The organism is Calderihabitans maritimus (assembly GCF_002207765.1).
GTDB classification, from domain to species: Bacteria; Bacillota; KKC1; order Calderihabitantales; family Calderihabitantaceae; genus Calderihabitans; species Calderihabitans maritimus.
On record NZ_BDGJ01000013.1, the window covers coordinates 1 to 1,736 of the forward strand.

General features: G+C 49.8%; 1 protein-coding gene. It reads left to right on the plus strand.

The features are described 5' to 3' along the window. Positions 1-192 precede the first annotated feature (192 nt). Entirely contained in the window at positions 193-1,626 is a 1,434-nt protein-coding gene (locus tag KKC1_RS02235) for an IS1182 family transposase (protein ID WP_088552887.1), read from the plus strand. Positions 1,627-1,736 lie beyond the last annotated feature (110 nt).

The window sequence follows — 1,736 nt, forward strand, 5'->3', positions numbered from 1 at the left end:
CACGCCTGTATTCCGTCCCTTGAAATGCCTGTCGTTACTGGAATCTTGTTTTTAAACTGTCAAAGATGAGTATTAGAGATCTCTGAAAAAATAGCAAAATCATCAATAGCATTAAGTTTCCCTTGTGAGAGGGAATATGGCGTTCGACGGCAAATTTTGAAGTGAGGACACGCCATAAGGAGGCAACTTGTCATGCTAGGGCGCCAGGACAATCAGGTAAATTTTTTCGACCTAGAGATATTCTCGAGGATGATTCCCGCGGACCATCCTCTCGTCAAGATAAAGGAAAACGTAGACTTTTCCTTTGTCACCGATGCGGTAAAACATCTCTACGACCCCGATAAGGGCCGGCGCAGCTTTCCCCCGGAGACCCTGTTCCGGATACTGTTTCTGGAGGTATGGGCCAATCTTTCGGACGTCCAGGTCTGCCGGGAGCTTCAGTATAACGTTTTGTATCGGTACTTCTGCAACATAGGATGGGACGATCCAGTACCCGATGATACAACGCTGGTTGTCTTCCGCAAGCGTCTGGGACAGGAAACTTTTCAGGAGCTTTTCAACCGGCTGGTGGAACAGGCCCGGGAGAAGGGTTATCTGCGAGGCGAATGGGCGTTGATAGACGGTACCAAGGTTGTGGCTCATGTGGCTGCCAAGAACACCCTTAGCCTGGCCCGGGAAGGTCGGAAGCGTCTTCTAAAGGAACTTGCCAAAGTTGATACGGCGAAAGCAGAAGAACTCAAGGAATACGCGGAGCCTTTGCCGGACGGCGATTATCCTACGCACAAAGAACTCCTGGCAGCGGAAATTGCTCGGGGTAAGGAGCTTGTGAATAGGCTCAAAGACCGTTCAGAGCTTAGAAAGACCGTCGAGACCTACGAAGCCATCCTGGAAGGTAGAGGTGTATCCAGCTTCAGCGACCCGGATGCCCGGTGGGGGTTCCAGAAAAAAGACGAACCCTTTCTAGGGTACAAGGTCCATGCCGTCTGCGAGGAAACGGGGATAGTTACTGGGGTCAAGGTAACCCCGGGAAATGAAACCGAGGTTGATCAGGTCGAAGAAATGGTGGATGACCTCATTGAAAGGGACCTTAAACCCCGACGGCTGGCGGGAGATAAGGCTTACGATGGCTCCGACCTGCGCAAGGATCTGTCAGAAAAGGGAATACGAACCTACGTTCCCAACCGGACTAAGAAAGACAGGCTTCAACAACAGGGATTCACCTATGATAGGAAGTCCAAGACCGTTCAGTGCCAAGAAGGCAAGAAAGCGATAGGCAGTACTCCCCATCGAAAAGGTGGCCTGACCTTTTATTTTTCCAAGAAAGACTGTCAGCGATGTCCTCGAAAAGATTCGTGCCTTAGTAAGTCGGAGACCCGCAAACGCGTTTATGTCAGACCGGAAGTATTTGAAAACCGACCTCGGGGTATAAAGCATGCGATGCGGATGCGAAAGACGATTGAACGCGTATTTGGCGAAGCGAAAACCTGGCACCGGATGATGAGAGCCCGGTATCGTTGCCTGGAGCGGGTAGCCATTCAGGTGCTGATGACCTTTATATGCCTAAATGCGAAGAAAATGGCGCATAGAGCCAGATTAGCTCCAGAAATCGCTGCAAAGATGATATAGATCAGGGAAGATTGATTGCAAATATGATTGTAGTGACACGGATTTAGTCAAAATCAGGTAATCTCTGTAAGCCTACAGCTTCAACGGTTAACGGGTTTTTCAGAGATCTC

What these genes read in the sequence shown, in the direction of transcription:
- KKC1_RS02235 (WP_088552887.1), top strand. Translation starts at nt 193, where the DNA reads ATGCTAGGGCGCCAGGACAATCAGGTAAATTTTTTCGACCTAGAGATA.